This is a genomic window from Sulfobacillus thermotolerans (assembly GCF_039623705.1).
GTDB lineage: Bacteria > Bacillota > Sulfobacillia > Sulfobacillales > Sulfobacillaceae > Sulfobacillus > Sulfobacillus thermotolerans.
In genome coordinates this window covers 2,142,421-2,167,682 of the sequence record NZ_CP133983.1, presented here as the reverse complement: position 1 = coordinate 2,167,682, position 25,262 = coordinate 2,142,421, and the positions used below count along the sequence as shown (strand labels likewise).

At 51.4% G+C, this 25,262-nt stretch carries 22 protein-coding genes, 4 tRNA genes and 2 pseudogenes; 13 read left to right on the top strand and 15 right to left on the bottom strand.

Annotated elements, in window-relative coordinates; genetic code table 11:
* Positions 1 to 23: 23 nt before the first annotated feature.
* The 3 genes and pseudogenes from ORD20_RS11205 to ORD20_RS11195 all read right to left on the bottom strand — a co-directional run bounded on the left by ORD20_RS11205 (position 24) and on the right by ORD20_RS11195 (position 4,391).
* Positions 24 to 1,280 (bottom strand): bifunctional folylpolyglutamate synthase/dihydrofolate synthase, encoded by a 1,257-nt coding sequence (locus ORD20_RS11205; RefSeq protein ID WP_103374352.1) that lies wholly within the window; start codon positions 1,278 to 1,280, stop codon positions 24 to 26.
* Positions 1,277 to 3,863 (bottom strand): annotated as a pseudogene (locus tag ORD20_RS11200) (valine--tRNA ligase). Before ORD20_RS11200 ends, ORD20_RS11205 begins: the two are co-directional and overlap by 4 nt.
* Before the next feature lie 306 nt (positions 3,864 to 4,169).
* Positions 4,170 to 4,391: a co-chaperone GroES gene (locus tag ORD20_RS11195; protein WP_430626182.1), complete on the bottom strand. Its 222-nt coding sequence runs from the start codon at positions 4,389 to 4,391 to the stop codon at positions 4,170 to 4,172.
* 186 nt (positions 4,392 to 4,577) lie between these two features.
* On the opposite strand from ORD20_RS11195, the gene ORD20_RS11190 reads away from it, so the two are divergent.
* The gene (locus ORD20_RS11190; RefSeq protein ID WP_103375997.1) at positions 4,578 to 5,483 is read left to right on the top strand and encodes a hypothetical protein; all 906 of its coding nucleotides are present in this window, start codon (positions 4,578 to 4,580) and stop codon (positions 5,481 to 5,483) included.
* Here ORD20_RS11190 and ORD20_RS11185 read toward each other — a convergent pair.
* Positions 5,459 to 5,992, bottom strand: a complete 534-nt coding sequence (locus ORD20_RS11185; protein WP_103375998.1) for a GNAT family N-acetyltransferase — start codon at positions 5,990 to 5,992, stop codon at positions 5,459 to 5,461. The genes ORD20_RS11190 and ORD20_RS11185 overlap by 25 nt on opposite strands.
* 248 nt (positions 5,993 to 6,240) lie before the next feature.
* Here ORD20_RS11185 and ORD20_RS11180 point away from each other — a divergent pair, with 248 nt between their 5' ends.
* Positions 6,241 to 6,834, top strand: a complete 594-nt coding sequence (locus tag ORD20_RS11180; protein ID WP_430626181.1) for a histidine phosphatase family protein — start codon at positions 6,241 to 6,243, stop codon at positions 6,832 to 6,834.
* Here ORD20_RS11180 and lon read toward each other — a convergent pair.
* The 10 genes and pseudogenes from lon to ORD20_RS11130 form a co-directional block, all read right to left on the bottom strand.
* Positions 6,781 to 8,061: pseudogene (gene lon, locus ORD20_RS11175) on the bottom strand (endopeptidase La); the annotation flags it as partial. The gene ORD20_RS11180 and the pseudogene lon sit on opposite strands and share 54 nt — an antisense overlap.
* Positions 8,062 to 8,282: 221 nt before the next feature.
* A complete protein-coding gene (lonB, locus tag ORD20_RS11170; RefSeq protein WP_103376002.1) occupies positions 8,283 to 9,971 on the bottom strand; it encodes an ATP-dependent protease LonB in 1,689 nt (562 codons plus the stop codon).
* Between the two features lie 207 nt (positions 9,972 to 10,178).
* Complete coding sequence (gene clpX / locus ORD20_RS11165) at positions 10,179 to 11,450, bottom strand: ATP-dependent Clp protease ATP-binding subunit ClpX (protein ID WP_103376003.1); 1,272 nt, start codon at positions 11,448 to 11,450, stop codon at positions 10,179 to 10,181.
* A 49-nt stretch (positions 11,451 to 11,499) separates the two neighbouring features.
* Positions 11,500 to 12,126, bottom strand: coding sequence for an ATP-dependent Clp protease proteolytic subunit (locus tag ORD20_RS11160; protein ID WP_103376004.1), 627 nt, complete (start codon positions 12,124 to 12,126; stop codon positions 11,500 to 11,502).
* Positions 12,127 to 12,129: 3 nt separating this feature from the next.
* Entirely contained in the window at positions 12,130 to 13,443 is a 1,314-nt protein-coding gene (gene tig, locus ORD20_RS11155) for a trigger factor (RefSeq protein ID WP_103376005.1), read from the bottom strand.
* 109 nt (positions 13,444 to 13,552) lie between these two features.
* Positions 13,553 to 13,627, bottom strand: a tRNA-Gly gene (locus ORD20_RS11150).
* Positions 13,628 to 13,633: 6 nt separating this feature from the next.
* Positions 13,634 to 13,717: transfer RNA gene (locus tag ORD20_RS11145), tRNA-Leu, on the bottom strand.
* 1 nt (position 13,718) lies between these two features.
* Positions 13,719 to 13,795 (bottom strand) — tRNA-Arg (locus ORD20_RS11140).
* 37 nt (positions 13,796 to 13,832) lie between these two features.
* Positions 13,833 to 13,909, bottom strand: a tRNA-His gene (locus ORD20_RS11135).
* Between the two features lie 368 nt (positions 13,910 to 14,277).
* Entirely contained in the window at positions 14,278 to 16,050 is a 1,773-nt protein-coding gene (locus tag ORD20_RS11130) for a 4Fe-4S binding protein (RefSeq protein ID WP_430626180.1), read from the bottom strand.
* Here ORD20_RS11130 and ORD20_RS11125 point away from each other — a divergent pair.
* From ORD20_RS11125 to ORD20_RS11075, 11 genes are read left to right on the top strand one after another with little or no spacing between them, the layout of a single operon-like run.
* Positions 15,951 to 16,241, top strand: a complete 291-nt coding sequence (locus tag ORD20_RS11125) for an NADH-quinone oxidoreductase subunit A (protein WP_430626714.1) — start codon at positions 15,951 to 15,953, stop codon at positions 16,239 to 16,241. The genes ORD20_RS11130 and ORD20_RS11125 overlap by 100 nt on opposite strands.
* Entirely contained in the window at positions 16,232 to 16,777 is a 546-nt protein-coding gene (locus ORD20_RS11120; RefSeq protein ID WP_173677104.1) for an NADH-quinone oxidoreductase subunit B, read from the top strand. Before ORD20_RS11125 ends, ORD20_RS11120 begins: the two co-directional genes overlap by 10 nt.
* Positions 16,774 to 17,148 carry an NADH-quinone oxidoreductase subunit C gene (locus ORD20_RS11115; protein ID WP_103376011.1) on the top strand — a complete coding sequence of 125 codons (375 nt, stop codon included), beginning with the start codon at positions 16,774 to 16,776 and terminating at the stop codon, positions 17,146 to 17,148. The genes ORD20_RS11120 and ORD20_RS11115 overlap by 4 nt, the downstream gene beginning before the upstream one ends.
* The gene (locus tag ORD20_RS11110) at positions 17,145 to 18,260 is read left to right on the top strand and encodes an NADH-quinone oxidoreductase subunit D (protein WP_430626179.1); all 1,116 of its coding nucleotides are present in this window, start codon (positions 17,145 to 17,147) and stop codon (positions 18,258 to 18,260) included. Before ORD20_RS11115 ends, ORD20_RS11110 begins: the two co-directional genes overlap by 4 nt.
* The gene (locus ORD20_RS11105; protein WP_103376013.1) at positions 18,257 to 19,159 is read left to right on the top strand and encodes a complex I subunit 1/NuoH family protein; all 903 of its coding nucleotides are present in this window, start codon (positions 18,257 to 18,259) and stop codon (positions 19,157 to 19,159) included. The genes ORD20_RS11110 and ORD20_RS11105 overlap by 4 nt, the downstream gene beginning before the upstream one ends.
* Before the next feature lie 37 nt (positions 19,160 to 19,196).
* Positions 19,197 to 19,604, top strand: coding sequence for a NuoI/complex I 23 kDa subunit family protein (locus ORD20_RS11100; RefSeq protein WP_103376014.1), 408 nt, complete (start codon positions 19,197 to 19,199; stop codon positions 19,602 to 19,604).
* Positions 19,601 to 20,080 carry an NADH-quinone oxidoreductase subunit J family protein gene (locus ORD20_RS11095; RefSeq protein ID WP_103376015.1) on the top strand — a complete coding sequence of 160 codons (480 nt, stop codon included), beginning with the start codon at positions 19,601 to 19,603 and terminating at the stop codon, positions 20,078 to 20,080. The genes ORD20_RS11100 and ORD20_RS11095 overlap by 4 nt, the downstream gene beginning before the upstream one ends.
* Entirely contained in the window at positions 20,077 to 20,376 is a 300-nt protein-coding gene (locus ORD20_RS11090) for an NADH-quinone oxidoreductase subunit NuoK (protein ID WP_103376016.1), read from the top strand. The genes ORD20_RS11095 and ORD20_RS11090 overlap by 4 nt, the downstream gene beginning before the upstream one ends.
* A 3-nt stretch (positions 20,377 to 20,379) precedes the next feature.
* Positions 20,380 to 22,035: an NADH-quinone oxidoreductase subunit 5 family protein gene (locus tag ORD20_RS11085; RefSeq protein WP_242968571.1), complete on the top strand. Its 1,656-nt coding sequence runs from the start codon at positions 20,380 to 20,382 to the stop codon at positions 22,033 to 22,035.
* Between the two features lie 24 nt (positions 22,036 to 22,059).
* A complete protein-coding gene (locus ORD20_RS11080) occupies positions 22,060 to 23,421 on the top strand; it encodes a complex I subunit 4 family protein (protein WP_103376017.1) in 1,362 nt (453 codons plus the stop codon).
* Complete coding sequence (locus tag ORD20_RS11075; RefSeq protein WP_103376018.1) at positions 23,418 to 24,749, top strand: NADH-quinone oxidoreductase subunit N; 1,332 nt, start codon at positions 23,418 to 23,420, stop codon at positions 24,747 to 24,749. Before ORD20_RS11080 ends, ORD20_RS11075 begins: the two co-directional genes overlap by 4 nt.
* 42 nt (positions 24,750 to 24,791) lie before the next feature.
* Here the strand turns inward: ORD20_RS11075 and ORD20_RS11070 are convergent, their stop codons facing one another.
* Positions 24,792 to 25,139: a winged helix-turn-helix transcriptional regulator gene (locus ORD20_RS11070; RefSeq protein WP_242968572.1), complete on the bottom strand. Its 348-nt coding sequence runs from the start codon at positions 25,137 to 25,139 to the stop codon at positions 24,792 to 24,794.
* Positions 25,140 to 25,262: the final 123 nt, after the last annotated feature.

Genomic DNA, 25,262 nt, shown 5'->3' with positions numbered 1-25,262 from the left:
CTTCCTGCGATGGACAATTTCACCTAACATCCTCTCGTTGTTGCACTTTCGTGTTGAAAGCGCGTGACCAAATACCCCAATAATGCTAGTGATCCTGTCGCTAGCACAGCCTCTTGCGCCTTAGCCTCGGCAAGGGCCGCTTGAACCGCCTCCCATGGATCGTCAATAAACGTAGCGCTGGGCACCATCTCCCGCCATTGTAATGGATCCCCCGCGCGTTCTGAGGGAATTCGAGTGACGATAACATGATGCGCCAATGGCTTTAGCATTTGCAACATTTCACCAGCCGGTTTATCGGCTAACGCCCCGAACACAATGGTCCAGCGCATGTCCCGGTAGGGGGCCAACTTTAATGTCTCCACAAGTGCTCCAATCCCATGGGGATTATGCGCCCCATCAATCACCCATAAAGGCTCTCGCTGCATGACCTGAAAGCGCCCCGGCCATGAAAAGTGAGACCACTGCGTTAAAATGCGAGACCAATCCTTCACCCATCCTTTTGCCGCTAACGTTTCCATGGCCGCATACGCTGTGGCAACATTTTGCACTTGATACGCCCCTAATAAGGGGACATGGATAGGCCCATGGGGACTGATTCCGTCAATACCGTCTGGCCCTACAACAGGAAACCAATGCGGCTCCACAATGGGCACCTGAAGCCTCCTCGCCTTTTCCATTATGACGGCGCGGGCAGCAGGATAAGGCTGGGGACCTAACACGACGACTGATCCCGCTTTGATAATCCCCGCCTTTTCCCCAGCAATCGCCTCAATGGTGTATCCCAAGCGGTCCATGTGATCAAAGGCGACGGGAGTAATGACTGACAAGCAGGGGGGGTCAATGATATTGGTCGCATCTAAACGGCCTCCCAATCCCACTTCCACCACCGCAATATCCACCTGCCAATAGTGAAACGCCAAGAAGGCCATGGCTGTTACCGCTTCGAAAAATGTTGGAACGTCGGGCATGTTCCGCCCGGCGTCCTCAATCACTTGGCCTAATTGATCCCACAACGCCGGATCCATGGGTTGCCGATTAAGCATGACACGTTCATTGATGTGTCCAAGATCTGGCGACACTGTGAGGCCGACTCGGTAGCCTTGGGAGGTAAGCGCGTCGGCAATTAAAGCCGCGGTTGATCCTTTGCCATTAGTGCCCGCCACGTGGACTATAGGATACCCACGCTCTGGATGGCCCAATTTCTCTAACAAAGATCCGATGCGTTCCAAACCGGGACGAATTTTATTCCGTTCCAGGTCTGCCCACCAATTCTCCTTCACTGCAAGTCCTCCCACCGTTCCTTCAGTCGCTCCATGCGCGCCAACAGTTCTAACCGCTGTTCCTGGGCTTTGGCCACTACAGGCTGCGGTGCCCGTTCGCGAAACTTTTGATCGGCTAGCTGCTTTTCCACGCGTTCGAGCTCGCGCTGGGTTTGTTCCATGGTCTTCTGCACGCGGGCTTGTTCAACCGCAAGATCAACGATACCTTCTAAGGGCAGATAGACACTGCCCCCTTGACACACCCCGGTCAACGCGTGATGTGGTTTGGGTGCCCCTTCGGCTTTGACATGCCAGCTAATATCTTGAGCCCGGACCATTTCTCGTATCGCAGCCGCCTCCATCTGCCAGTCCGCTAAAGTTTCTGCATCATCCGCAACCATTTGGAAATGAACCCGTTGTCCCGGAGGAAGATTCACTTCGGCACGGAGATTGCGTGCGGTCCGGATAAGGCTTTGTACGCGATCCATGACGTCTTGGGCTCGGTTCGCCGGAAGATTTTGTGGCGAAGGCCACGGGGCAACCATGATGCTGTCTCCTTGGTGCGGCAAGGATTGCCACAATTCTTCGGTCACAAATGGCATAAAAGGATGAAGCAGTTTTAAAGCTTGTTCGGCCACAAATACCAGCATACTCAAAGTGTTAGAGGAGGTCTCGGGATTTTCTCGCATGTGAATCTTGGTCAACTCAATATACCAGTCGCAGTAATCATCCCAAAGAAAATCATAGATAGCCCGTGCCGCTTGGCCAAACTCAAAGTCCTTGAGCCATTCCGTCATGTGCTGAGTGGTTTGGTTTAGTTTTTGGACAATCCATACATCCTCGACGTTGTCCATCGTCACAGCTTGGGGCGTAAATCCTTCAGGAAGATTCATCCGCACGTACCGAATCGCATTATAAACTTTGTTCGCAAACCGGCTCGCTGCCTCAACACGCTCGTCCGAATAGCGCTGATCATTCCCTGGCGCTGAACTGAGGACCAAGGCTAACCTAAGCGCATCCGCTCCATATTTTTCTATGACGTCCATCGGATCCACGCCATTGCCTAAGGACTTACTCATTTTCCTTCCTTGGCTGTCCCGCACCAAGCCATGCAGTAACACCGTGGCAAATGGGCGTTCGCCGGTAAAATGCAAACCTTGCATGACCATGCGTGCGACCCAAAAGAAAATAATATCGTATGCCGTTGATAATACCGACGTGGGATAAAACATGGCCAAATCGGTCGTTTCCTCAGGCCATCCCATGGTGGAAAACGGCCACAACGCTGACGAAAACCATGTATCCAAGACATCTTCATCTTGGTGAACGGGTCCATGACACACCGGACAACTATCTGGAGCCGTTCGCGCTACGGTGACTTCGTGGCAGTGATCGCAGTAGTACGCTGGAATACGGTGACCCCACCAAATTTGTCGGGAAATACACCAGTCACGAATATTTTCCATCCAGTTCGTGTAAATCTTTTCAAAACGCTGCGGCACAAACTGAATATCCCCAGAACGCACTGCCGCCAATGCAGGCTCCGCCAAAGGCGCCGTTCGCACAAACCATTGCAACGAAACCAGCGGTTCAATGACCGTCCCGCATTTTTCACAATGACCCACGGAATGTACCAAGGCTTCGGCCTTTTCGATGACGCCTAAGGCCTCCAGATCTTGCAGAATTTGGGCTCGTGCCTGCTGGCGATCAAGACCTTGATAGGCACCAGCTTCCTCGGTCATGCGGCCATCTTCGCCAATGACTTGAATTTGCGGCAAATGGTGCCGCTGCCCCATTTGAAAATCGTTCGGGTCATGGGCCGGCGTCACTTTGACCGCGCCCGTTCCATACTCTGGATCCACATAGGCATCGGCAATAATGGGGATCACACGGTCTATTAATGGCACGCGTACGTGATGTCCAATGAGATGTTTCCAGCGTGGGTCATCCGGATGCACCGCCACGGCCGTGTCACCGAGCATGGTTTCCGGCCGCGTGGTCGCTACCACAACAAAGCCTTCCTCTTGATCCAAAGGATAGCGTAGATAGGTCAGCGTTCCTGGCTCATCTTCATGCTCGACCTCAATATCAGACAAGGCGGTCCGGCACGAAACACACCAGTTCGTAATATAATAACCCCGGTAAATCAAGCCTTCCTCGTATAGCCGTACAAACAAGCCGGCTCCAATCTACGGAAGCGCCCAGTTTCTCAACCTGACGAAGAATTTCCCCCCCGTACTTTTCTTTCCACCGCCACACCTCGTCGATAAAGGCTTCTCGTCCGATTTCCCGGCGATCGATGCCTTGGGAGCGCAAAAGCTCGTCGACTTTCATTTGCGTGTGAATCCCTGCATGATCTGTGCCTGGCAACCACAACGTATTGTCTCCTAACATTCGGTGAAATCGAATCAAAATATCTTGCCAGGTATTGTTCAAAGCATGCCCCACATGCAAAACACCCGTAACATTGGGGGGCGGCATGACAATACTGAAGGTCGGGGCGTTGGGATCCATGGACGGCTTAAAATACCCTCGTTCCCGCCAAAATGTATACCATTTGTGCTCGACGTCACGTGCTGAATATTGAGAACTAAGTTCCATCATGCCGCTCTCCTTGTTGTGGAAGATTATGTCATCATAAGTCGTGTCAACAGAAAGAGACCCTTTTCGCTAAGGGCGAAAAGAGTCTCTTTCGCGGTACCACCTTAATTCACCCTGCCTATGACAGAGCCTCCGTTTGCGTTAACGGGCAACAACCGTCCCGGAATGCTGCAGCGCGCAACTTCCTAGGATACCTCCGGGGCGACTAACAAGCCTGCACGTGCGAACGTTGCACCAAACCCTTTCGCTCTCTGTAACGCCAATGGCCTGCTTCTTCCCGTCATCAGCAGCTAGCATCTGATGAAATTGTTAGTTTTCCACCACAGCCAGAATATCATCGGTCGCCAAAATAAGGTGATCCTCATTTCCAATCTTAATCTCAGTTCCTGCAAATTTGGCAAACAAGAGCACGATCAAACCGGTTTGGGGCTTGTCTTTGGCAGTATCGGGTATGTATATACCACTCTGAGTCCGTTCCTGTTCCTCGACCAATTTTACCAGAACACGGTCTCCTAACGGCTTGACCTGCATTGGAAATATCCCCCTTGGTTGATGCGGTATTGTATCTGATGTTCCACAAAAAGTGTGGCATCTAACATTATATCTAACCGAGCATGGGTGTCAATGAACGCCCCACGGCCTTTCTCGGTCACGGTAGTCTAACTGTAGGTTGTCCTGCATACGCTGGTGGTAACATGGACAACAGGGAGGATCCCAATGATTCAACTCGCACGGCGCCTCTTTTCGGCCGCCCTGGGGCTTGGCCTCTTGACTTTGGCTGGCTGCGGGGAAACCTCCGTGCCGCCCCAGCCCGCGTGGCCCACCGTCACAGTGAGCCTTAATGTGCCTTCCCGCACACTGCGCTTGCCGCTGACCATCGCACAAAATTTGAATCTCTACCGCGATCAGCATATCCAAGTTCGCTGGACTCATTCATCGTCTGCCATGATCCACGTCGATTGGGTCCCAGGACGATGGCCCATGGCCGGCAGTATTGCCAGCGCCCCGGATATTTTTTTAGCAGCGCCACAGGCTGATCCGCATTTTCGTTTGCGTCAACTGAGCCACTTACCTGTCGATTATGCCAACACCCTGACGACAAACCTGGCCCTCATTAATGCCGTCATGACCTTGAACCAAACCCGTCCCGACCTCCATCCCTTACCTTGGCCGGAAATCGAACACTTATGGGCACAACGACATTTGCCATGGGTTTTGGTCACGCTTGCCCAGCTCCAAACGCTGACAAAGATCAATCCCCATACCGTAACGTTAAACTGGTTAGGGGCTTCAACAGGTCCCATCCCAGATGTCACCATTTCGGGTCGAAGCGCTCATCTTAGCCAGTTCTTAGCAGCTCTAAACATTGCATTATGGTATATTCACACGACACCAGCGCCAACGCTCGTGAAAGTCCTCCGCCCATCGAGCCCGGCGTTATGGAACACGCTGATTAAGCAAGGCGTGCAGCACCATCTGTGGCCGGCAACCACACGCATTTCTGCTCAAGAATATAACCGTGGGCGAGCCCTCTATGGGTTAGAAGGGTCCATACCATGGCCACCCTATTATTCTGGCGTCGACACTGCGGCCAGCGATCAAGCCTTTAAAGCCACATATTGATCAAACAAACACTCCATTAGTAACAAATCTGTGTTGCCTTTCAGACGCCCATTGGCGACAAGTTTCGCGACTTTTTTGAAACCGGCTTTTTCATAAGCTCTGATGGCACGGTGATTGTCGGTGTTCACACGCAAATAAATACGACGCAGCCCGAGTTGGTAGTAGGCAATATCTAAGACTTCCCCCACCGCTAAAGTCCCAATGCCTCTATTCCAATAGGATTTGTCGCCAATCGAAATTCTTAATTCCGCATGGTGTGAACGCCAACTAATGTGTTCTAGTTCAACGTCCCCAATCAGACGCCAATCCGCAATAATTGCAAATCCTATACGGACACGGCTTGTCAGCAAATCCTCCCACCACAATTGTTCACTATCATGGTCTTTTTGAAATTTCTTTCCATTTAACGCCGTAATTTCAGGATCGTGATCCCATTGTTGGAGTTGTTCTAAATCGCTTGGTGTTAACTGTCGTATAAACTGATATTCTTCGCCTGGCGTCAGGACCATAAAATCTGCTCACCTCGTCTCGATCTCCATACTCTATTCGACAGACGGGAGCTCGTCTCCTGTGCCCGTGGCGTATTTCACGACAAGTTTCTTCTGGCAGGGATGGAAATTCCGTCCGTAACCCTCTATTCCTATCATACGGACCCGCCTCCGGAATGTGACGATTCCCTACCGGCTTGGATCCTTCAATTGGCCCGATTATGCCGCAAACCCTTGACGACCGGTGACCAATTCGGTAGCTTCTAAGTATGGACACCCTCGCAGCGAAGACGTTTTGGGTTATGCGGCACGGTCGACCAGACTTGCCCCGCAACCCGTTTTTTATGAACCGAGACTTGTTTAACCGGTTCCTCGAATCTTACGACCTAGCAGCACTCAGTGCAGAAGAGAGTGCTCGTTTAGCACAGTTATATGAACGGTACCCCATCCCGGACGCAGTGGTGTGCTCTGATCTCCCACGGGCTCATGCGACTGCTAAAATCTTCGGCCGTACAGCGCCTATTATTGTGGACCCGATTTTCCGAGAGATCCCCATTCAACTGCCAGAACCATCAAGCCTTTTCTTGAAAAGCTTGTGGCCCGCCGAAGTATGGTGGAGTTACTTGCGCGTCAATTGGTTCCGCAACCAAGGGCCCGAGGGAAAAGATCGATCGCGCCAACGGGCGACGGAAGCCATTGTTCACCTCCGTCGCTACCAGCATGATTATCCCCATATGGCGCTCGTGTCCCATGCAGGGTTTATTTCCTTGTTGATTACCTTGCTGCATCAACAACATCAAATCAATACCACGGCGAATATTCGCTGGCAAATCCTCGAGATCCGGCGCATTATCCTTGGGTAGAATAATTTCTCGAATTCCTACACGGTGGGCAGCCAAGGTCTTTTCCTTAATACCCCCAACGGGCAGTACATGACCTCGCAACGTAATCTCTCCGGTCATCGCAATGTGCGCCTTCACAGGCACATGACTCAGGGCCGAGATCATCGCGGTCGCCATGGCAATCCCTGCCGATGGTCCATCTTTGGGAATCGCCCCTTCAGGAACATGCACATGCACGTCAAGCGTTTCATGAAAATGCGGGTCGATCCCTAAATCGCTCGCTTTGGATCGAATATAACTATACGCCGCTTGCGCGCTTTCTTGCATCACGTCCCCAAGCTGTCCGGTTAAGTTCAACCGTCCTTTGCCCGGCATCGTAGTCACTTCGATCGGCATCACATCGCCTCCCGCCTCGGTTACAGCCAGACCTGTAACAATCCCCACTTCGTCCGCCTGTTCCGCCTCCCGGTGATGCACCGTATGCGGGCCTAGGTACTTCGCAAGATTGCTCACGGTAATATGAACCGTTCCTCGGTGCCCTTGAACGATTTCGCGTGCCACTTTGCGCGAAATTGTTCCTAGTTGCCGCTCAAGTTGTCGGACTCCTGCTTCCCGCGTATAATGCCGTATGACTGCTGCCGTCGCTTGCCGGCTCATTTCGACCATCTCTGGCGTGAGTCCGTGATTTTCCATCTGCTTGGGCCACAAATACTGCGCCGCAATGTGTAGCTTTTCTTCTTCCGTATATCCTTGAATAACAATCGTTTCCATCCGATCAAGCAAGGGTCGCGGAATCGTGTGCAAGACATTCGCGGTCGTGATAAACATGACATGCGACAAGTCGAACGGCAACTCAATATAATGATCAGAAAATCGGTTGTTTTGTTCGGGGTCTAAAACTTCCAACAAAGCCGCGGAAGGATCCCCACGAAAATCCATCGCCATCTTGTCGACTTCATCGAGCAAAAAGAGAGGATTATTGGATCCTGCTTGCTTCATCCCTTGAATGATACGGCCGGGCATGGCGCCAACATAGGTCCGGCGATGTCCTCTGATTTCTGCTTCATCACGAACTCCCCCCAAAGAAATGCGCACAAAATTGCGACCCGTAGCGCGAGCAATCGAGCGAGCGAGTGATGTTTTTCCGACACCAGGCGGCCCTACGAGGCACAGAATCGGCCCTTTCAGGCTTCGCGATAGCTGACGCACCGCTAAGTATTCCAAAATCCGGTCTTTGACCTTTTTCACTTCTTCGAAAGCGGTAATTGTGTCTCCATCGTCTACACCTCCCTATCCTTCTAAACATGATACGCAAAACCTGGCCATTACACACCCTTTATGTCGTATTTATACCGCGGTTTTCCCAGGTTCAACAGACGTCCTGTCTTCGTCATTATGCACAATCCTTCTCACTGTCGTCAAAAAAGGCGGTCCTTATAAGCGGACCGCCTCCAAGGTCTTAACATTCGTTACGAACCGACAGAAGGAGACGGACTGGCTGTTAAGAGATCCGTCTGCGGGACGGCAGCGGCGTGTTTTTCCGTTTCCTCTGCCACTGTTGCCAAGTCTAAGGCTTGCTTGAGGGAATCAATTGGAATCACCTCAATGCCAGCATTTTGAAAGACTTCTTGCCAGTTGTCACGCGGAATGAGCACTCTCTTGCATCCTGCTAACCGGGCCGCTTCGACTTTGGCCACAACGCCTCCAATCGGCTTGACCAAGCCTCGAATAGACAATTCGCCGGTCATGGCCAAACGGCTGTCGCACGGTTTGCCTGTCATAGCGGAGTACAACGCCGTAGCAATGGCGATTCCGGCCGAGGGCCCGTCTAAGGGGACTCCCCCGGGAAAATTGACATGAAGATCAAAGTCCCGCGATTCGAGTTGCAGTTGGTTATGGAGCACGGTGAGCACATTTTCTACCGAACTCTTGGCCATCGATTTCCGCCGAATAGTTCGTCCCGCGGTGCCTACTTCTTCTTCATCCACAATCCCGGTCACATATAGCCGTCCCTGGCCGGGTTCGACCGGTTGCGCCACGGCCTCAATATCTAACACGGTGCCCAAATTGGGTCCATATACAGCCAATCCATTGACCACCCCAATTTGGGGCTCGCTTCCCACTTTTTTGTCGGGGCGTGGATTGTATTGCCCTGACGTTACCACCCATTCCACGTCAGCTTGGGTGAGGGCGCGGCGTCCCTCTGTCATAGCCAAACCCGCTGCGATTTGAACCAGATTCACCGCTTCACGGCCGTTGGTCGCGTAGTGTTTGACAACCTCAATCGCCCCGCGCTCATGTTCCATTCCCAGTTTGTTAATCGCGTTGGTGGCGATGGTCTGAATTTCATCCGGCAATAGGGAACGGAAGTAGACCTCCACACACCGTGACCGAATCGCCGGCGGAATTTCATGGGGCTGCCGGGTCGTGGCGCCGATGAGACGAAAATCTGCCGGCAGGCCGTTCTCAAAGATGTCTTGTATATGTGACGGCACGTTGCTGTCTTCGGAATTATAATAGGCCGATTCCAACATGACCCGTCGGTCCTCTAACACTTTAAGCAATTTATTCATCTGGATAGGATGCAACTCACCAATCTCGTCGATGAATAAAATTCCACCATGCGCCTTGGTGACCGCACCCGCCTTAGGTTGCGGGATCCCCGCCATTCCTAAAGGCCCCGCCCCTTGGTAAATCGGATCATGCACCGAGCCGATGAGTGGGTCGGCAATGCCGCGCTCGTCAAAACGCGCCGTGGTCGCATCAAGCTCAATGAATTTAGCATCGGGTTGGAAGGGCGTCCACGAGGTTTTTTTCGCTTCATCGAGGACCAACCGCGCTGCCGCCGTTTTTCCCACCCCTGGCGGGCCGTAGACCAGAATATGCTGAGGATTCGGTCCACAAAGGGCCGCCTTCAATGCCCTAATGCCTTCCTCTTGCCCGATAATCTCATCAAACCGCGAGGGCCTCGTGCGCTCTGATAGCGGTTCACTTAGATGAATGGAGCGTAATCGCCGCAGTTTCTCAATCTCCTTTTTGGACTCTTTCTCTACGGCCACCTTGTTACCTTGTTGCGATTTCAACAAGTTCCAGAAATATAATCCGATCACAATCGCAAAGAAGAACTGAATGAACGTCACGATATTAGCGAGGTTCACCGTACCCCTCCTCCCCGCGTCGCCGCGATGAATTTTTGTATCCGCTCGCTTAGTGTGACCCGAATGTGGGTTTATCAGAACGCCAATTGCTGGGGTCTCTGGTCGCGTTGTCTATGGTAATTATGCCCAAGGAGGAGAGGTTTTAGCCGCAAAAACACAAAGTCTCCACACCGAAGTGGGAGACTTTGTGCTATCTGACGACACTCGTTATGCCGTTTCTTCTTTCTGCTTTTTCGCGCGCTTCGCCCGATCCTGCGTCACCAAAAGTGGTTCATCGCGCTTTTCGACGACATCTTGGGTGATGATGCACTTGGCAATATCGGTGCGACTCGGAATATCATACATCACATTGAGCATAATATCCTCAATGATCGCGCGCAATGCACGAGCTCCGGTATTACGGCGCATGGCTTCACGCGCCACCGCACGCACCGCTTCCTCCTTAAATTCCAGCTCGACGTTATCGAGGCTGAGCATTTTCTGATATTGCTTGACTAACGCATTGCGGGGTTCGGTCAAAATTTGAACGAGCGCCGCTTCATCGAGCGCGTCCAAGGTTACCAGAATCGGCAGACGACCGACAAACTCCGGAATCAACCCGAACTTGAGCAAGTCCTCTGGCATAATCTTCGCCAAAACATCGCCAATGTTCTGCTCCGGCATCTGAATTTCCGCATTAAATCCAAGACCCTTGCGTCCAATACGACGTTTGATCAGTTTGTCGACCCCATCAAAGGCTCCTCCCACGATAAAGAGGATGTTCGTCGTATCAATCTGAATAAACTCTTGGTGCGGATGCTTGCGGCCACCTTGAGGCGGGACAGAAGCCACGGTGCCCTCGAGAATCTTCAATAACGCCTGCTGGACCCCTTCGCCAGAGACATCCCGCGTGATCGATGGATTCTCAGACTTCCGCGCAATCTTGTCAACCTCATCAATATAAACAATCCCTTTTTCCGCTTTCTCGACGTCATAGTCTGCCGCTTGAATCAGTTTGAGAAGAATGTTTTCAACGTCCTCCCCAACATACCCCGCTTCAGTCAATGATGTCGCATCGGCAATAGCAAACGGCACATTGAGAATTTTGGCCAAGGTCTGTGCAAGTAACGTTTTCCCGGATCCCGTGGGGCCTAACATCAAAATGTTGGACTTTTGGAGTTCAACGTCATCGACTTTGCTGCCAAGGTTTATGCGCTTATAGTGGTTGTATACCGCCACCGACAGGGTCTTCTTAGCGCGGTCCTGACCCACCACGTACTGGTCAAGAATAGCTCGAATTTCCTGCGGCTTGGGGATGTCCTTTAATTCAAATTCGACATCGTCGCTGAGTTCCTCTTCGATGATCTCCGAACAAAGCTCAACGCACTCGTCACAGATATAGACTCCACCAGGTCCAGCGATAAGACGTTTGACTTGATCCTGGTATTTGCCGCAAAACGAGCATTTTAACTGACCTTTTTCATCGGTGAACTTGAACATTAGAAGCCCCCCTCTTTGACACCCCTACAATCACCAAGCTGACCATAAGTTATTCCTCGGCCGGCGTTTCAGGGACCATTTTACCACGTGGTTCCACCACTTCGTCGATTAATCGGTAGTCGCGAGCTTCGGTTGCTGTCATCCAGTAATCGCGCTGCGTCTCCTCCAGAATCTGTTCCACCGAATGATCCGTGTGTTTGGCTAAAATTTTGGCCAAGGCTTCACGGCTGCGGAGCAATTCTTTCATTTGAATCTCCACATCGGTAGTCTTCCCACCAAGATTGTTAATCCAAGGTTCATGAATCATCACGCGAGAATTAGGTAGTGCAAACCTTTTGCCCGGCGCTCCACCTGCCAGCAACAGTGCACCCATGCTAGCCGCCATCCCCACGCAAATCGTAGACACATCCGGCTTAATATATTGCATGGTATCATAAATACCAAGCCCTGCGCTGACGGAGCCCCCCGGTGAATTCACGTAAAGGTGAATATCACGGTCCGGGTCATCACTTTCCAAAAAGAGCAGTTGCGCGACCACTAAATTCGCCACGTCGTCATCAATGGCATTGCCGAGAAAAATAATCCGCTCTTTCAGCAGCCGTGAGTAAATGTCATAGGATCGCTCACCACGGTTGGTTTGCTCCACCACCATAGGAATCAGGTAGTCGAAACTCATCGTTCACTCTCCTTTTTCAGGCGCACCGAGGACAGTAGATGCAAGGTAATCTCCTGCCTTCGATAACAGCAAGTTGGAACGGACTGCCTCAAATTCTCCGGTGCTACGGAACCATCGCACCATATCATCAAGCGATTGACGATACATATCCGCAATCGGCTTGATGGATTGTATGACTTCTTCATCCGTCACAACGAGATTTTGAGACCGCGCTACCGCTTCGAGCAAAACCTCTTCTTTGACACGCTCGGTTGCTGTAGGCCTGAATTCCTCGTGCAACGCTTCGGGTGTCATTTGCCGACTTTCCAGGTATTCTTCGGTTGTTGCCCCAATCCGCGCCAGCGTATTCTCTAATTCGTGTAGCTGGTTATGAATGGCCCGGTCAACCATGGTGTCAGGCACTTCCACCGCGACACGCTCTTTTAGTTTACCCATGATTGTTTGGAGACGTTGATTCTTAGCTTCCTGCTCCAATCGGGTCTTTAAGTTATTCGCGACTTGTTCACGTAATTCCTGCATGGATTCCAGACCAACCGCCTTAGCCAAATCGTCATCGACCGGTGGTACTTCTGGACGTTTGTTTTCCAGCACGGTCACCTCGAAACGCACCGCTTTCCCCGCTAAAGACACCTCAGGATGCTCGGCCGGATAGGTCAACGAGATGATTTTGGGTTCATTGACCATTACCCCTATCAATTGATCCTCCAAGCCCTCCACCACGGTCCCTGCGCCGACTTCAATGACGTAGGAATCATCGTCCACGAAAGGTTCCGCGTTCTCCCCCTCTTCTTCTAAAAAGCCTTTGAGAGTGACGGTAATACGGTCGCCTTTCGCGACAGGCTGGTCATCAGCCGGCACCATTTGCGCTTGACCTTTAGCAACTTGCGCTAATTCCTCAGCAATCAACTCTTCGGTCACTTCGGCAATCGTTAACGGTTCATGCAGCAAATCGGTGTAGTCAGGAAGTTCTATAACGGGTTTGCTTTCCACTTCAATATCGAATTCGAAAGGTTCCCCATCACCCAACTTCGTAATGTTAATCCGCGGTTCGGCAACAGGCTCAACAGCCGCCTCAGACAACGCTTGCGAATAGCGATTCTCGACCAATTGCTGCGCCGCTTCTTGCAAAATCACTTCCCGCCCCACAAATCGTTCAAAAATTGGACGCGGAACTTTCCCTCGACGAAACCCGGGAATATTATATTTGCCCACAACTGAACGAAATGCCTTGTCCATCGCACTATTTAAATCACTGGGGTCAATCGTAACCGAAACTTTCGCCACCGACTTCGGCAACCGCTGTAGTGCCACTTGCATTGTTTCTTAATTCCTCCTCAAATGCCCGATACAAATATGTTGATTATAACATGTGACGGGATAGTGTCCAAGTCATCAAAAAAAACGAGGCGTTAAACGCCTCGACAAATGGAGCGGAAGACGGGATTTGAACCCGCGACCCTCGCCTTGGCAAGGCGATGCTCTACCGCTGAGCTACTTCCGCATGCAATGGTGCGAGGGAAGGGACTTGAACCCTTACGCCTTGCGGCACGAGATCCTAAGTCTCGCATGTCTGCCATTCCATCACCCTCGCCTGGTGCGCCCGGTAGGATTTGAACCTACGACCTGCGGATTCGAAGTCCGACACTCTATCCAGCTGAGCTACGGGCGCAAAAAATCCCGGCATACCGGGGAATAAAAATATTTATTGGGGTGAATGAGGGGACTTGAACCCCCGACCCCCAGGGCCACAACCTGGTGCTCTAACCAACTGAGCTACATCCACCATATCCACTACCGCGCTTATCGATGATCACAAAAATCGTGGGAGTGAGATTCGCAAGCCCCGTAGTGACGATGTATAGAATATCATGCCTCTCACAAAATTGCAAGAAGCCATTTTGACCTATAAAAAGCGACTCCACTAAATCAGTCGTCGTCTTGCGCACCATATCACCAAAGCCATCAAGATCTTGTCATCTTGCGCAACGCCCATTTATCGATATGCCTGCAATGGTATTGGCGCCTACGTCAGCCACTCACCGTATCGCAAGCATATCGATAGTTTTTCGTAACGATCGTCGTCGCTTTGTGTACTTATTCTTCCTTATTTAACGGGTCTCGTAAGACTCTAAATAATCTCCATCTCGATATTTACGAATGCGAATGCCCACATCCGCAAGAGGTTCCTGTCGAAGCCGCCGTAGTAATCCGAAAGCCTTTTGACACCATGTCATGAGAATAGTCTATGGTTCCCCCTTGAAGATACCCTTTCGTCTGACGATCGACTAGTAAGGGAGCCCCCGCCGTTTTAATGATAGTATCGCCAAATCGTTTATGATCATCCCACTGCATTTTGAACCCGGTCTTGCCACATCCACAAGAAGTTCCTGCACTGATGCGAATATACGCCGCCAAAGGTTTTTTCCCCATTTCACCTAACACTTCCGTGCCGAGCATATTCCAACCAAATCCAAAGGGATCGGAAATCACCTGCGCAATCGTCGGCCCGTTGGTCAACACCTTAGGCAATTGGCGTGCTAAGATTCCTAATCCAAATAGGGGAATCCATCCATACGCGTACCGCGTAAGGAGTTCACGCGCAGCTATATGACCGCGGCTTAGCAAGCTCCCTAAGCGCGCTACTCCCCAGCCAAATAATGGCCAAAGAAGAATAATCCCCATATAATCAAGCGGATTGGGATAGGCTGATACTTGGCCATCAAGCAATTTGGCGACCACGTCCCAGCGTGTGGTTTGACTCAACCACGTATCAAATGCGGCATATTGCGGGGTCGCATTGATCACCTCAAAGAAGAGCGCCCCCATCATCAGCGTGACAGCGATGGCGACATCAAAACGTTTCTTACGCGGTTGATAAGCCTCTTTTAAGGGAGCATGAACCGCAAGCCCAATATTTTCGTATGGGCATCCTTTAAAACATTCACCTGTGAGCCCGCAATAAAAATTGGACGACATACTACCTGGATATTCGTACCAACCACAGCCATAACTGCGCTCGCTGCCTTTCATGCATTCTTTCGTCGTGCAAGTCTTGCACAAGCTGCGGTCCTTGGCACGAAAGCCTTCGAACGGCGCCACCGCCGACACTACGCCAATAACCCCATTAAGAGGACAGCCATAATGGCAAAATGAGCGGCGTTCAAAGGTCAGCGCGTAAAAGAGGTCCCAAATAATAATGCCGGCCACCAACATGGAGGTAAACGCCGGCTTGCCAGGTCCCGCAATATTGTAAAACTCTTCCGCCCATGTCAAGCCCAAAAAGAAGAAGACCGAAATGAGCAACGTCGAATATTTTTGCGGCCATTTCAAACCCAATGTCAACAATTTCTTGCCCTTGCCAAACAACCCTAATCGCTGCACCCACTCGGCTTGTGCACTAAACGGACAAATCAAACACCATGCTCGCCCTACCCCAATCATCAAAACAAACAATACGCCAAACCACACGTACCATGTGATGACGGTAGCAAAGTTCCGGTTAGGGTTCACCACTCCAATCAAACCAGCAATAATCACGATATTGAAGATAATCACATTGGGGAGCTGAGCCGCAAATTGGTACCACCGCCGGTGGAAGAGCCACCGAAAAAACGGTCGCTGAGTTAAATCATAGCGCTTGCCGGTCACCGAGCGGAAAAACTCGCGTTGGCTATCCGCTTTTTGGACGCCGATAGTGTCGGCTAATGGGTTCCGCGCCTTGGGGCCTGCAAATTCCCATCGGCTATTCCAGTTTTGTACGATGTCTTTGACGGCCATAATCACGTAAAACAACGTCGTGGGTATCCAAATCGCGGGGGAAAAAGATTCCCGGTCGAATATTACGGCCAAAGACCGATCCAGACAGTGCGCTGGATACACCCTATGAATCCGGTATTGCCGCAGAAGGCGACACGTGGCAGCCACAATATTTGCGCTACTACCTGTTTGCTATGGTGTTTGTTCTCTTTGATGCCGAAACCGCCATTCTTTTTCCATGGGCGGACGCATTTCACCAAATTCCTCCTCTCCTTGGCCTTCAAGCCATGATTTTTGTTGCTCTCTTACTGTTTGGCTTGGTATACGCGTGGAAAAAGGGGGCGTTAAAGTGGGAGTAGACCATGACAATATAGGCTCAACAAATGCACACGGTGTCCAATTTGCTGTCCTTCAGGAATTGATATCATGGGCCAGAAAATCTTCATTGTGGCCCATGACTTTTGGGCTCGCCTGTTGTGCTATCGAAATGATGACGACGGGTTCTTCCGACTACGATATCGATCGCTTCGGCATGGTGTTTCGCGCCAGCCCCAGACAATCCGATGTCATGATTGTTTCAGGTACGGTGACCCAGAAGATGGCCCCCGTTCTAAAACGTCTTTACGAACAGATGCCGATGCCGCGCTATGTGATCAGTATGGGTGCATGCGCCACCTCAGGCGGACCCTTTTTCGACGTGTACAGCGTCGTTAAAGGCGTTGATCAGATTGTTCCCGTTGACATCTACGTTCCCGGGTGCCCTCCGCGTCCCGAGGCCTTAATGTGGGGCATTTTCCAACTGCAGGAGAAGATCACCGGCAAAACTGCTATCCCTTCACATCGCACCCCCGCGCCTCTACGCTCCTATCCATTTTGGCCGGAGGGATCTGTATGATTAAACAGTCTGTTTCCGTCGACAAACTCATAGAAACAGCTCGCCATTGCCTTAAAGAAGGCTTCGTCTATCCGGTGCTGCATACAGCCGTCGATTATGAAACGCATCTTGAGCTCATCTACATTCTCCGCAATCTAGAACAAGGTGACGACCGCATCTTGTCCGTCATTCTCGATGCAAATGCGCCATCGGTACCATCACTCACCCCTTGGATTCCCGGCCTCATTTTTCAAGAACGCGAGGTCTACGATCTGTTTGGTGTCAGTTATGACCATCACCCACACTTGACCCGCCTTTTGTTGCCAGATAAGTTTCGCGGGCATCCTTTGCGCAAACACTATACCCTCGCCGAAGGAGAGGTGACGTCATGACCCCCAACCGAGAAGAGATTGTACAAGAAGAACTAATGTTAAACCTCGGCCCTCAGCACCCGAGTACCCACGGGGTGTTCCGAATGGTACTCGATTTACAAGGCGAAACCATTGTGGGCGTTACTCCGTATATGGGATATTTACATCGTGGATTTGAAAAACTCGCCGAACGGCGTACCGCTATTCAGTACCAGCCCTACCCCGACCGTTGGGATTACCTAGCCGCCATGTTTGATGAAATGGCTTACATCGGGGCTGGCGAAGCTCTTTTAGGCATTGAAGCTCCCAGACGGGCACAAGTTCTTCGCGAGATCGTCATGGAGTTAAATCGCTTCGCCAGCCATCTTTTATGGCTCGGAACGTTTCTTCTTGATGTCGGCGCACTGTCCCCCTTTTTATACACCTTTCGGGAACGCGAGATGGTTCTTGATTTGCTGATGGAGCTTACAGGTGCCCGACTCACCTATGCCTACATGCGATTTGGCGGCGTTCATCATGATGCCGAAGATGTGTGGCTCAAAAAAGTAAGAGCAGGTATCCCCTATTTCCGACAACGCTTGTCCGAGTATCGAACGCTGATTGATGATAATGAAATTTTCCGGCGCAGGGTCGAACACATTGGCATCATCGATGGGACCCATGCTCTGCATTATGGATTGAGCGGGCCCATGCTTCGTGCCAGCGGCGTTCCGTGGGACCTGCGGTGGAAGCGACCATACGGCATTTATGCAGAAATACCCCCACGCATCATTACTGATCTGGCCGGAGATACGTACGCACGCTATAAGGTGCGGGTCGAAGAAATGGCCGTAAGCCTCGACCTTTTGGAAATCTTTTTAGATTTGGTGGAATCTGGACCTATCATGGCATCCGTCCCCAAAGTGGTAAAGTTTCCGAAGCAAGAAACCTATTTTGCGGTAGAGGGTCCGCGAGGGGAACTAGGCGTGTACCTCGTGGGCAACGGTACGGCTTACGCCCAACGCATGAAGATCCGTCCGCCCAGTCTCTTTAACTTGCAGGTTCTTTCCCAGTTGCTAATCGGCCATATGGTTTCTGATGCAGTCGCGATTTTGGGCAGCATCGATATTGTTTTAGGGGAGGTTGACCGATGAAAGCCTTGCTGGTAGCCCTTGTTGTCGGCATGGCCATTCCAGCCGTCGCGGCCTTCTTATTATGGTACGAACGGCGTCTATTAGCTCGCCTGCAAGTGCGCCATGGCCCCAATCGTGTAGGGCCGCAGGGGTTGTGGCAATCTTTAGCGGACATTATCAAATTGTTGTCAAAAGCGGACACCATGCCCCATACCGCTCATCCCTGGCTCTTTAGACTAGCGCCTGTAATGGCCTTCCTGCCCGTTTTCATGGCGTTCGCCTCCTTGCCGGAACTCGATCCCCATATGAACATCGGCATTCTCTATCTCAGCGCCATTCTCAGCTTAGAAGTGCTAGCAATTCTAGCTGCAGGCATTGGATCGCACAGCAAGTATGCATTATTAGGCGGACTGAGGGCTACCGCTCAAATGGTGAGCTACGAAGTACCACTCACGCTGGCGCTATTGGGGCCCGCGATGGCGGCAGGCTCTTTAAATCTCGCCACGATTGTATCGCACCAGCACCCTCTTCCTTATATTTTGACGCAGCCGCTTGGTGCCTTGAGCCTTTTTATTGCGGGTATGGCCGAAGCCCATCGTCCACCTTTTGATTTGACCGAAGCAGAGTCCGAATTAGTCGCCGGATACCATGTGGAATATAGCGGAGTGCGCTTTGCCCTGTTTGTTGTTTCCGAATACGCTCAACTATTATTCCTCGCTTGGCTCATGGCTGTCGTCTATCTCGGCGGCGGCCCCATTTGGAGTCTTTGTCTCAAGATTTTAGGGACCGTATCGGTAGTAATTTGGTTGCGCGCCACACTTCCTCGTATCCGAGCCGATCAACTGATGGCATTGGGATGGAAGGTTCTCATTCCATTGACCTCATTAAATATTCTTTGGCTTGTAGCGTGGAACTTGTAACCCCCGCAAACACCTACTAGACAGGAGGCATACCCGCATGCGCATCAAGCAGATCAGTCGCGGATTCCTCAAAGGACTACAGGTTACGGGCATCCATCTGTTCCGTCGACCCGTAACACACCCCTATCCAGAACAACGAGCCTACACTCCCCCCAGATTTCGTGGCATTCATCGCCTCATTGTAGAAGACTGTGTCGTATGCCGTGCCTGCGAGAGAGTATGTCCAGTCAATTGCCTCACTATCAGCGGCGTACGAGGAGATAATCGGCGCTTTATTCTCGAGCAGTTTGACATCGACTATAGCTTATGCATGTTTTGTGACCTCTGTGTAGAAGCCTGCCCCCCTCACTGTTTGGTGATGGGCCCCGAATTTGAAATAGCCGCTGAAAACCGCCATTCTCTTCGACGCAGTCTTCTATCTCAACCTAAGGAGGAGATGGTATGAACTGGCTCGCGATCTTTTATGGCGCCACCAGCGCACTCACCATTGCGTGCGGACTAGGTGTCTTACTGTCCGATCGTCCGCTCCTTTCCGGGTATTTCTTAACCGGCGCGATGGTCGGATCGGGCGCAATCTTCGGTGAATTACACAGTCCAATGCTGGCTGGCATCCAAATTTTAGTATACGGCGGCGGGGTACTCATTATGATGATGTTCGTGATCATGGTAACCCCCTATGGGAACCGCGCTCAACCCAAGTCTCGGCTATGGGCTGTCACATGGTTATTAAGTCCCGTCTCCGGCATTCTGGCAGCCATTTCTTACCCCAGCACATCCCGTGCTATTTTAGGCCGCCAATTGGGGCGTCAGCTCCTCTTACACCAAGGCTTGTCATTAGAATTGCTCGCTATTTTACTCTTGGCGGCTTTAGCCGGTTCCCTAACAATTGCCATGAGGCGTCAGGAGGACAATTTGCCATGACCTACGCACCTGCAATGGTCTTAGCTGTGGTGGGCTTTCTTATCATTCTGCGTCACCGCCAAGCTGTTTTGTTGTTTATGGGAGTGGAACTTTTGATTACAGCCGCCAATTGGATGGCTTTGTTAGCCATGACCACAAACCCTTCAGGCCCCCATACGGCCATCGTCGTGGTGTTTAGCATTGCCCTAGCCGCAGCGGAGGCGACCATGGGCCTCTCTTTGGTATTGCGTTTTGCCCATCGTCACCGCACCACGGACGTCAGAGCCTTTGAGGCATTAAATGACAAGGAGGAATAACCGTTGCTCGGATTTCTGATCCTTACTCCTCTCATCGTGGGCACTTTAGGCATATGGGTTCGCTTTAAGAAAATGTCCGGTGTCATATTCTCAATATCGGCGGCCCTCTTCGCGTTCTGCTTACAGAGCGTGATATACCCTAGCCACCAAGACTCCCGGTGGAATTTTCTCACCTTGGGTGGATACCCTATCTCACTTCACTGGCAAAGTGTCCCTATCGCCAATTGGATGGCATGTCTGACCACGCTTATCAATTTGCTAGCGCAGGTGTATTCGGCGGGATATTTTTCACACGATGCACGCCGAGGGTACTTTCAATCTGTACTGCTCGCTTTTACGGGTGCAATGCTGTGTACCGTGTTCGGCGATAATCTGTTCACCCAGTTCGTCGGATGGGAATTGATGGGCGTTGGCTCCTATCTATTAATTGGTTATTTTCGATGTGAAACATCCGCCCGGTATGCCGCCTCTAAAGCCATGCTGGTGACGCGCATTGGCGATGTGTGTTTTCTAATCGCGGTGGCTCTTGCCGTTATTCATCATGACAATACCATAACCGCCATCAATCTTCATGGCACAGCCTTCATCGCATGGGCCCTCATTGGCGCCGTTGCCGCCAAATCCGCTCAAGGACCATATGCCTCATGGCTGGTTGATGCTATGGCGGGCCCAACACCTGCTAGCGCTCTCATTCATGCTGCCACGATGGTTGCTGCTGGTCCTTATTTGCTGATTCGCTATACATTGCTCCTGCACCATACACCCGGAGGACTGGTAACCCTCATGATTCTTGGTGGCAGTACCGCCGTACTAGCCGCCATGGGAGCCGTGGGCAGTCAAGAAATAAAAAAACTGCTCGCATTCTCTACCGTCAGCCAATTGGGCATGATGATTCTCGCCATTGGTATGGGATCACCTCGCACCGCTTGGAACCTCCTTGTCGCGCATGCCTTCTACAAAGCACTCCTCTTCTTTGTTAGCGGCATTGCCAGCTACCGTGCCCAATCCGGCTTGTTGTCTCGCATGGCCGGCAGCCTTCACCGATTTGAATTTAGCGCTCTTTTTATGATGGGAGCTTTGGGGGTGAGTGGGTTGCCTCCAACAGGGGGGTTTCTCGCCAAAGAAGCTCTGTATCAAACCGCCTCACACGGATTAGATACGCTAATGCTTGATCTTCTGTTGTCCTTTCTGGGCGGTGCCTATACGGCTAAACTTGTTAAGGCGTTAATCCCTGTAAAAGCTCCGCCAGTTCACCGCACATCGTACGGAATGTTGATTCCCTCCTACATCATCAGTGGATTGGTCCTCATCAACTTTTTTTGGCATCCATGGGTGTCCGTCAGGCCCATTTTCATAGAGCAGACGTGGCCTAGTCTGTTATCCATCGGCCTAGGTGCCACAGTCGGTGCTTTTTGGACCATCCCTTTTCCCTTATTGACTGGCGTGCTTTATCCCGCCCTGTGGCGTCGCATCAACCAACTTGCTCAATGGACGGTCTGGGTGGACCACACCCTTGTTCAAGGAACGTTGACCATTGTTACCGTTATTTTATGGGCTAATCGATTGGTGCGGTGGGGGGGATCAGGGCGCGCCCAACGGTATGCTCTGCTGTCGGGCATTGCCTTGTTAGCCATCGTTATTTGGAATATTCATGTCTAATCCCAAAGCGAACGGAGGACTCTTATGCTGCTTTATTTCCTGATCCCATGGATGTTTCTCATCTTGGTGCCGTGGCTGCCACAAGCCAAGACTAGACCTCTTTTTATAGCCATGGCCTTGAGCGATACCTTGCAGGCCATATTCGGCCTTTCCCTCGGACAGTCGTTTCACGGTTCTTGGTGGCCGTCTTTGGGTTTGAATATCGCGCTCGCCGTTACTCCGTTTAGCCAACCGTTGCTGTGGCTAAATGGCATCGTCTTATTAAGTATAGCCTGTATCAATCAAAGTCCTTCACGGGACTCGGTATTTTGGCTATCGCTGGCGTATTCCGGCGTGTCGCTGGCGTTTTTAAGCCGCAATCTGCTCCTCTATTTTCTCGGATTCGAGATAGCGGTATTACCCTTTTATTTGCTCGTACGCAAAGAAGGCGGCACCGATAGACGGGCTGCAGCCTTATACTTTTTAGCTTTTTCGGCAATTGCCGGCATGTTTTTACTCGCAGCCACCTTAACGCTCGTGGTGCATCATATCACAACGTTTGATAGTCACGTAGTGCCCCGCGCCCTCCAATTCAGCGTCTATGGCCTCTTGCTCGTCATGTGGGCAATCAAAACACCATTATGGCCCTTTCACCTTTGGTTGCCTCGAACGCATGGCGAAGCCTCGACGCCGGTATCCATGTATTTGTCAGGTGTGGCGCTCAAAGTAGCTCCCTTTGGATTGTTGTCGTTTTCGAGTATGCTTGCACCAGCAATCCATCACGCATCAAGCCTCTTAGCCCTGTGGGGGGCGCTCACCGTACTCCTTGGCAGTTTACTCGCCTTAGGCCAGACCGACCTCAAACAAACAGTCGCCCAAAGTTCGATAGCCTCTATGGGATACGTTTTAATAGCCCTCTCGTTTGGCACTTCTTTGGGCAATCAAGCTGCTATATTAATTATGATAGGACATGGTCTCGCCTCTCCCCTCCTGTTTTTAGTGACCAGCCGCATTTATGACCTCATCGGCAGCCGCCAAATCCAAGACATGACGGGACTTTATCAAAAATCTCCGGCGTTAGTTAGCTGGCTTACCGTGGGAGCTTTCGCCTATATGGGCATTCCCGGATTAGCATTGTTTCCTGGTGAATTCGGCGTGGTCATGGTCGCCCTACAACGCGACCCCGTAATTCTCTATCTTATTATCCCAGCCATGCTTTTCATGGCCGCCACTTGGCTACGAGTCTTAGCTCGTGTGCATTTTGGCCATCTTACGCGGTCTACCTCAAATGTCTCTTCAAGGACAGGCAGCGTATGGTCCGCCGCGTGGTTGGGAATTCCCCTTATTCTGATCGGCATCGCACCCATATGGTGGACACATATTTGGAACTGGGGAGGACTAAAATGACCGCATGGATTGTCCTAGGCATGGTGCCCATCGTCCTAATGGTTTTCGAATTGTTGGAAGTTCCCAAAGCCTTGAGCTTGGGAACACTGGCTGCAGGCCTTGCGATTCTCATGGTTCTCTTCTCACAACCACACGCTGTGCTGCCTATGTATGAACATTTGCTGGCCCCACACCAAGCGATTGTCATTTATCAAGAATTGGTGTTAGGAACTGCCTTGGGTCTAACAGGAGTCCTCGCTCCCCACCAAGATCGCTTGGCGTCCACACTTCTCATGATGGCAACCGCTGGCGGCGTCGCTGCTGTTTCGACCAATAATTGGCTTATGCTATTTCTGGGCATCGAAACCGTCAACGTCGGCCTCTATGGTCTGGCTGGCCATTGGAGCTGGACACGAATCGGCGATGAGGCGCTCATCAAATACTTTATTCTTGGCAGCCTCTTTACTGCGGCAGAAGTTGCGGGAATAGGTCTGATTGGAGGCATCCAAGGAAACCTTACTATTGGACCTTCCACGACGGGACATTCGGTGCTCATTGCGGGACTGACCCTGATGTTCTCGGCCCTGTTGTTCAAAATGGGTAGTTTTCCTTTTCATTTGTGGGCACCAGACACATATGAAGGAACCGCATGGCCCGCAACGACCGTGATTGCCACGTTGCCCAAAATTGTTGCCGGCAGCGTGCTCATCCGCCTCACTACCAGCGGTGTTTTCAATGCCCTTCCTCACTTGACACAAGGCTTGGAAACTATCGCAGTGGGCACTATGATCGTCGGATCTTTAGGTGCTTGGCGCCAACGCCGCCTCAAACGCATGTTAGCCTATGCCGCAATCGCACAAGTTGGATATATCCTTCTGCCCTTGTCATCGCGCCATATGGGCGCCGCTAGCGTCTATCTCTTATCGTATGCGCTGACTAGTATCGCCGTATTTGGTGCCGCAAGCGCCCTTAGCGGATCAGCCAACCCCACACGCTTAGATCTGGTAGGTGTCTTAGACACCGGCGGACGATGGTTCGCCGCCACGCTTATTGTCGCGCTGGCAGGATTTGCAGGATTTCCCTTTACCCTGGGCATGGCGGCAAAATTATATAGTATCGAAGCGGTGATGCATGATTCTCCTGTTTTATGGCTGACGGCCTTGCTGGTTACTGGATTTACGTTTTTATATTACTTCCGCTGGATTTACCCGTTTTTCGCCCAAAGTCCTAAAACCGACGACTCCACAGTAAGCCCGGGGATCAACACCAGCCAACTTTTCGCGCTGCTGATTGTAGGACTGGGCATTTGGAGCTATCCTTTGGCTTGGCTGACACAGAATTTCCTCTAAATTTGGATCCGCAGCTCACCAAGATCCTCCGGTGAGCTGCATTTACTTGGATTGACTGGCTTTTCCCGTTTCACGGGGCGTAGCTGGAAGCCACGTTTCCCCAAAATGCTGCAAAGCTGTTAAGACGGGCCACAATGCACGCCCTTTTTCGGTAAGTTCATACTCAACCCTGGGCGGTGCTTCGGCGTAGCGGGTGCGCACAATAATGCCTTGGGCTGTCAATCGCCGCAGTCTTTCCGACAACGAACGCGGATTGACTCCCACCGCCTGTAGTTCCCCAAAACGTCTCGGGCCTGCCTGCAATTCCCGTAAAATAATAATCACCGTCACATCGGCCACCAACGTCGCGGCTCGTTGAATGGGACAAACAATATCCTCCAGGTCTTGCACCAAACTCCCCTTCTTCCTAACCGTGCATCAATGCGAGGCATTCTTTCTATCGACACGGTCTACCCTGTCGCATTGTTAGCTACATTATATAGTTTTATCAAGTTTCCCGCGCAATAAAATCCC